The organism is Alicyclobacillus acidiphilus NBRC 100859 (assembly GCF_001544355.1).
GTDB classification, from domain to species: domain Bacteria; phylum Bacillota; class Bacilli; order Alicyclobacillales; family Alicyclobacillaceae; genus Alicyclobacillus; species Alicyclobacillus acidiphilus.
Genome location: NZ_BCQI01000109.1, coordinates 1 through 6,005, shown reverse-complemented (window position 1 = coordinate 6,005; position 6,005 = coordinate 1). Strand labels below are relative to the sequence as shown.

At 56.7% G+C, this 6,005-nt stretch carries 6 protein-coding genes and 1 pseudogene; 4 read left to right on the top strand and 3 right to left on the bottom strand.

The window, feature by feature from the left end; all coding sequences use genetic code 11:
• Positions 1–79: 79 nt before the first annotated feature.
• A complete protein-coding gene (locus AAC01S_RS17970; RefSeq protein WP_067625741.1) occupies positions 80–307 on the bottom strand; it encodes a hypothetical protein in 228 nt (75 codons plus the stop codon).
• 38 nt (positions 308–345) lie between these two features.
• On the opposite strand from AAC01S_RS17970, the gene pgsA reads away from it, so the two are divergent.
• Positions 346–885, top strand: coding sequence for a CDP-diacylglycerol--glycerol-3-phosphate 3-phosphatidyltransferase (gene pgsA / locus AAC01S_RS17965; protein ID WP_067625739.1), 540 nt, complete (start codon positions 346–348; stop codon positions 883–885).
• Positions 886–1,055: 170 nt separating this feature from the next.
• A complete protein-coding gene (gene fabZ, locus AAC01S_RS17960; RefSeq protein WP_067625737.1) occupies positions 1,056–1,502 on the top strand; it encodes a 3-hydroxyacyl-ACP dehydratase FabZ in 447 nt (148 codons plus the stop codon).
• 292 nt (positions 1,503–1,794) lie between these two features.
• Here fabZ and AAC01S_RS17955 read toward each other — a convergent pair whose 3' ends face one another.
• Positions 1,795–2,457: a sigma-70 family RNA polymerase sigma factor gene (locus tag AAC01S_RS17955; protein ID WP_067625735.1), complete on the bottom strand. Its 663-nt coding sequence runs from the start codon at positions 2,455–2,457 to the stop codon at positions 1,795–1,797.
• Positions 2,458–2,812: 355 nt separating this feature from the next.
• Between AAC01S_RS17955 and AAC01S_RS17950 the strand changes: the two genes are divergently transcribed.
• Positions 2,813–3,361 (top strand): hypothetical protein, encoded by a 549-nt coding sequence (locus AAC01S_RS17950; RefSeq protein WP_067625733.1) that lies wholly within the window; start codon positions 2,813–2,815, stop codon positions 3,359–3,361.
• A gap of 30 nt (positions 3,362–3,391) precedes the next feature.
• Here AAC01S_RS17950 and AAC01S_RS17945 read toward each other — a convergent pair whose 3' ends face one another.
• Complete coding sequence (locus tag AAC01S_RS17945; RefSeq protein ID WP_245630288.1) at positions 3,392–4,039, bottom strand: IMPACT family protein; 648 nt, start codon at positions 4,037–4,039, stop codon at positions 3,392–3,394.
• 788 nt (positions 4,040–4,827) lie between these two features.
• On the opposite strand from AAC01S_RS17945, the pseudogene AAC01S_RS17940 reads away from it, so the two are divergent.
• Positions 4,828–6,005, top strand: a pseudogene (locus tag AAC01S_RS17940) (hypothetical protein); the annotation flags it as partial.

Genomic DNA, 6,005 nt, shown 5'->3' with positions numbered 1-6,005 from the left:
CCCCCAGCCCCCCAGCCTCTCCATAGTCGGACCGAACCGGCTAGAGGCCGGTTCGCACCTTTTCTCCCCATTTCTTGCGTCACTTTTCCCCCATTGGGTAGACTGATATAATGTTGCTTGGCCCAAAACCAGCGTTTGGCAGCAAGCTCCACTTGGCCCGTTGTCCAATGGCCGCGGCGCTCGATCCCGTACCATCACCGTGCCGCCCAGTCCGCATCTTTGCGGCACAGGTACGTTCGCCGACACACTTGCGCCCGGGTTGGCCGCGCTGCGCACCATCGGCGCCTTCGCGCGCAATCGCAATCATCTTTCCCGGTTCGATCTCGCTAGGGAGGAGGGAGCACTATGAATCTACCGAATTTGTTGACCCTGCTCAGGCTATTATTGATACCTTGTTACCTTTGGGCGTTTTACGCGACAGCGAGCCCGCACAAAGTGCTGGCCCTCTTCGTGCTGTTATTCGCGGGATTGACGGATGTGCTCGACGGGTATATCGCTCGGACGTATAAGCTGGAAACCTACACCGGGCAGTTGCTCGATCCGCTGGCGGACAAGCTGATGATGGTGGCTGTGTTGTTTTCGTTGATCGACACGGACAGAGTGCCTTGGCTCGTCGCCGGTCTGCTGGTGCTGCGCGACGTGCTCATGATCCTTGGCGCGGCATTCTTCTATTTCCAAGGCAAGCGGGCTGTCCCGAAGGCGAATGTCTGGGGCAAGATGACCACATTTTGCTATTACATCGCCATTTGTTCCTGCATCCTCGCTTGGCCCACCGCTCGGAGCGGCCAAGATTTGCTGTGGTTCACGGTCGCATTGTCCTACGTCACGACCGTTCTCTATGTACGCGGTATGGAAATCATCGCGATCCGCCGCCGCGTCTACTGATCCATCGCCGCTGCCCACGCGCCGCGCACTGGCTCTGGCCGACGAGTCGCCCGCGCGTCAGGGGCGAGCCGGGTGCCTGCTCTGGCGCACCGAGCGCCAAGCCCGCCCCGCCTGCGTCGGTCGATCCCGGCGTCGGCCATCGCACCTATCGAGTTGAAAGGGGACTGCACATGAGTTTCGAGCTTCCGATGTATGTGGAGGAAATCAGGGCAATCTTGCCGCACCGATACCCGTTCTTGCTGGTGGATCGCGTCACCGAACTGGAGCCAGGCGTCCGCGTGAAAGGATATAAATTGGTGACGGCCAATGAGCCGCACTTTACGGGGCACTATCCGGAATACAGCATCATGCCTGGGGTGCTCATCGTCGAAGCCATGGCGCAGCTCGGCGGCGTCGCCATCCTGTCGCAGCCGGATTTTCAGGGTAAGCGGCCACTGTTGTCCGGGATCGACGATGCGCGGTTCCGCGGGCAGGTGCGGCCTGGGGATCGGCTCGATATGGAACTGGTCATAGATCGCCTCAAAGGCCGCATCGGCAAAGGCTCCGGCAAAGCGTACGTCGACGGCAAGCTCGTCGCGGAGGCGAGCATTTTGTTCGCCATCGCCGACGCCGAGTAACAAGTCGGCGTTGCGCGCAACGCCGACTTGCAACGCCGACTCGCAACGCATCCTCGTGGCGCTTCCTCCTGGAGTTCGACCCACGAGGTCCGCGCCATACCGCGCCATAGGTCCGCACAATACCTCCATAAGCGTCCCTGCGATAGTCCCTACTATATAAGAAGCGCAATCCGCGAAGCCCAGCGGCGGCTCCCATCCGCGCCGCTTCCACTCGCACCCGCCGCCGCCCCGCTTGGCGCGGCCGCGCGAGCACTCGCCGCGCAGCTCCTCCCACCGCACCCTCCCGGCGCCCTCACACCAATGCGTGCCACGACAAGCCTGCTGCCAGTGCTGCCGAGCGCAACTTTGCCAACGCTCGCTTGCGCCAAGTGCGGGCGGTCTCCACGCTGACGTGGGTGGCTGTGGCGATCTCGCTGATTGACAGCCCCTTCAACGTCCATCTGAGCCAACATTTCTCTCGAACACTCAACTGTGCCTCGTCAGCCAATTGTCGCAGTACGTGTCCCCACATCCAACCATCTCCGTCCATCGCGCGGTCGCAGTTTGCGGCCGTCGTCGATCCGCCGTATGCGGCAAGGGTCGCCTCGCTCATGGCATCGTCTGCTTCGCGCTGGCCGTCGTGGCCGTCGCGGTTTGCCGCGTAATGTGTTCGGTTGGCGGCTGTCCAGAGGCGGCGCATGGCGGATCGGACGTCGCCGTGGACCTTGGCCGCCGCGTAGGCCGAGAAGGGGCCTTTGTCTGGATGGTAGGTCGCGATGCACTCAAGCAGGGCACAGCACGCTTCCTGGTAGCTCTCGCTGTAGCCGGCCACGTCGCGGTACACCGCGGCGACGCGGCGCAGCAATCCGTCGAATTGCCGCAGCACTTGCGCTGACGCCTGCGAATCCCCTGCACATTGCTGATCCCGTTGTGCCTCCAGCACAAGGCGGGTCAATTCACTTGTTGCCCATTCCATTTCTCCTATCGTCCTCTCGATCAGGCCGGCCCGAATGGGTTTGCGCACGCTCAGAGTAGAACGCCTGCCCAGATCCGGCACGTCGAGAGCGGAGTGATAGACTTCATTGCTGGTCCTGCGAATGATTGTCGAGGCCATCAAGAATCCTGGATTTGCCGGGATCGATCACGGTTACATGCAATCCCTTTTCAGACTTTTTGGCAAGTCTCAACGTCAAATGCTAGATTTGACCAAAAATGATTGACGAAAAAATGGGTTTGCGTCTACACTTGTGTAAAAGTTTTCAGAAATATCCAACCGTGCAACATTCGTAGCGAGTGGTGCGAATGATGTCGAAACAGAAAGGGGAAAAATCATGGAAGAATTGATTGTGACAGACAGGCATCCGATGCCGGGGGTTGCTATCTACGAGAAGAGGACGGCCCCGCCGATGGAGAAATGGTTCCGATCCCTCATGGTCCTCATGCCCGTCTATGTCAACGGGAACAGTACATTGGTGATTTTGGATACGGGAGAGATGTTCTACACGATGCACCGAACGCAATCCATGAAACAGAAGCTCTTAGCGCACTGCCTTCTTTCCCAAAGGGAGCTGCGTCGAGCGTGTGAACAGGATTTGGATTTCTCCTTACATACGCCGCTCGTGTTCACAAGTGAGAATCGCGTCTATGCTACCTTGAAGATGAGGCGCCCAATTGATCGCAACGATGGCGCGAACGGCTACGTTCGCTTGGACATGATCGATGATGCCCGCCCTACGTCGAAAACGACCACGCGCTTATTCCTTACCAATGGCATGGCCATCGACGTCGAGATGCCGCGCCCTCACGTGCGCGCCCGGACGCGAGATGCTCGCAACTCGCTGATTCTCTTCAAGTCGCGCAGCGAGCCGTATCCGTTGTGAGCGACGATGCCTTCGATCACGCGACGGTGCTTACGCCTCGGGCCGCGTTTCGATCCCGGGCCACACGTCGTACACGAGCGTTCCGTCCTCAGCGACACCGACGTATCTGCTTTCACCGATACCGATTTGCCCCTGGCCATTCGTCCAATCGGTCAGTTTCGCCGCCCACGCCGCAGCGTCATCCGCGTCGACGGTGATATGGAACGAGACGTCTTCCGCGAACACCGGATCGCGCATGAGCATGCCTACGCCAGCCAAGGCATGCTCGAGCTTGCCGTACAGACTGTAATCGCAGCGGATCGAAATGTCGCACATCGGTCCGCACTGCAGTTTCGCAGCCGCCGCCAAACCCTGCGCGGCGGCATCGGTATATGCGCGCACCAAGCCATTCGCGCCAAGAAGAACGCCGCCAAAGTATCTTGTGACAACAACAAGCACATTATCCACGCCTTGTCGCCGGATCACCTCAAGAATCGGCCGGCCGGCAGTGCCCGACGGTTCGCCGTCGTCAGAGAAACGTTCAATCGGAACGCCAATGCCAACGCGATACGCGAAACAGTGGTGGTTGGCGCCAGCATAGAGATTGCGCGTTTCTTGCAAGCAACGCTCCGCGCTGTCAACACCCAAAATAGGAAATACGCTGGCAATAAATCTGGACTTCTTCTCAACAGTTTCCACTGTTTTTCCAGATGCGCATGTTGTAAACTTCAACTCGTAAGACACGCACCCTTCACGACACGATGAACGGACGAGCAAGAAAGTCCGCAATGTGCAAAGTGAAAAAATTCTTCAAAATGAGTGTAACATTTCAACCCTCTCAAGCGTCAAATCTTGACGCGAGGACAAAACAGCAGTGTCGCTTCACCAGGCTGCACCACGCGGCAGGTGACGAAGGCGAAAAAGTTGATAAAAACTTTAAAAACTTTTCTCGCAACTACCGACAAAACGAGACAGATGTTTTCGAATCCTGTCCGTGAACATCGGTTCTCAAACCGGAACCACCGCATAGGTATGTAGATGGTTTGAACCCAACGTGCGAAAAATCGCACCAAAGCTAGCATTTCGCTTTACCTAAGCGGGAAGAAAGCGTATAATGCGACACTGAGGCTATTGTCCTTTAGATACATATTCTTCTAGGACTAGTAAAAGTGTCGCGAGGTTCGACAAAATGTGAGCATCTCAGCAGGAGAAGTTATCCTGTTGGCGTATGTATCACGTTAGACCAAGAGTTCGGTGCAAAAGCACTGAGGGGAGGGATGTCTTCCTACGTGTCGGGATTGAGGACCAAACTAGATTCGTTATCGTCTGTCGCATGGGACGGACGCTTGCGGTAGGGCTAACGGACCTAGGGACGTCTCATGGGCTCGTGGGGACAGTGACGTAGGCCAGGTAACATGAGGTGACCACGTCACCAAATCCGAACTTCAGTACTCATCTCACTTGTTGAACATGGGAGGAGAAACATTTTGAAACGTGCACTCACAGGTATCGCTGCAGCTGCAGTAGTATTGGGCACAGCAGCTCCGATGGCATTCGCGGCCACTGAAAACTTCACAAACGCTGGCCAAGTAAACTTCACGTTTGACGGCACGACCGTGTCCAGCCCTTACATCTTGGACGGTCAAGATTCTGGCAACACGACGGCTTTCGCGCCGATTTACTACTTCGATCAACTCCTGAACAAGGCTGGCATCACAGCTACATGGAACGGCAACACCCACACATGGGCATTGTCCGACTCCAGCATCGACGCTTCGAAGGTTAACGTTGCAGGTGGCGTTGGCACGGGTAACACAACCATCACCCTGAACGGCACAACCATCAAGAAGATCAACACCTACGCTGCACAAGACCCGGCTGCTAAGGCTGGTCAAATGACCACCTACTTCCCTGTATACTACGTGCAAACGTTGTTCCAAGCTATCGGCATCGACGCTACGTGGAATGGTACGACGGGCTTGTCCGTTGGTACTGCTGCTGCGACAGCAAGCTTCACAACCCCTGTCGTTAGTGGTAACAAAGAGGGCAATGGAACAGCGGGTAACCCGGCAGTCAGCACCGGAGGAGCTGCGCTTGACGTGAAGACGGTTCTGAACGGTTCCAATGGAGCTCCGTTGGCAAACACCGCCGTCACAGTAACTCTTTCTGGTACTGCAGGTGACACGCCGGTGATCGAGGCGAACGGTTCTTACGTAACGCCGAATCCAAATTCGAGCAATGACACCTGGACTGCTACCGTCGACACCGACTCGAACGGCCAAATTGACTTGTCCGTTGTGGGCACTGGTTCTTACACGGTTAGTTTCCAGGCCCCTTACTCGAACAATGGTACGGCAGTAACGTCCTCGAGCGTATACCTCGCGTATCTTGGAGCAAACGGTCTTTTGTCGGTAGCTAACTCAAGCCCGGACATCTCGACGGTTTCGAATCCGGCTACTGGGGTTACACCGGTGACGTTTACACTTCCTTTGGACAGCAGCGGTGACGTTCAAACCGACAAGGCGGTAACGTTCTTCATTCCGCAGGGTGAGCAAGCTTCGTTCACAACGTCCGGCGGCCAAGCAATCGGTTCGACGGATTCTAGCGGAAACAAGTACGTGACGGTCTATAGCGATTCGAACGGTCAAGCTACAGTTTATGTAAA